General features: G+C 41.7%; 1 protein-coding gene and 1 pseudogene. One reads left to right on the forward strand and one right to left on the reverse strand.

Features of this window, described 5'->3' with window-relative positions; all coding sequences use genetic code 11:
* A partial coding sequence (locus tag ACTHUE_RS20075; protein ID WP_440424288.1) for a hypothetical protein occupies positions 1-181 on the forward strand: 181 nt, incomplete at its 5' end.
* Between the two features lie 76 nt (positions 182-257).
* Here ACTHUE_RS20075 and ACTHUE_RS20080 read toward each other — a convergent pair.
* Positions 258-523: pseudogene (locus tag ACTHUE_RS20080) on the reverse strand (3'-5' exonuclease); the annotation flags it as partial.

The raw sequence follows: 523 nt of genomic DNA on the forward strand, positions 1-523 counted from the left end.
ATGCAATTTTGCTTGTGAATTTATACTTCAAGTGTTGACAATTTTTGCTTGTGAATTGAAGGGGAATGGAGCAATCGTATCGTTTGATTTTTTATTTTTGTACCTGATTATTCGATTATTTTTGTTTATTTTTGAAGAATCGGAAGGAATGGGGATAGACAGGCGTAAAGGTCTAAAGTAAAAATTATTTGATAGTTGACTTTGACATTTTGCTGACAATAAGGCCGTCTGAAACCTTACTTTCAGACGGCCTTGCTTTATCCTTTTCTTTTATTTCCCAACATATCCAGCAATCCTGCTAAATTACTTTTTCCCTCTTCCTTGCTCACAATCGGCTCGCCGCCTTTGCGGCCTAGGATTTTGATGTCTTCCTGCGGCATTTCGTCTATAAAGCGGCTCGGCTCGGGGAACTGCCATGTGCCTTGCTTTTTGCGTTTGAGTCAGTGGGTCAGCGTAAGTTGGCGTTTGGCGCGGGTAATGCCGACGTACATCAGGCGACGTTCTTCTTCGACGTTTTCTTCTT

This window comes from Neisseria sp. P0021.S005 (assembly GCF_051956955.1).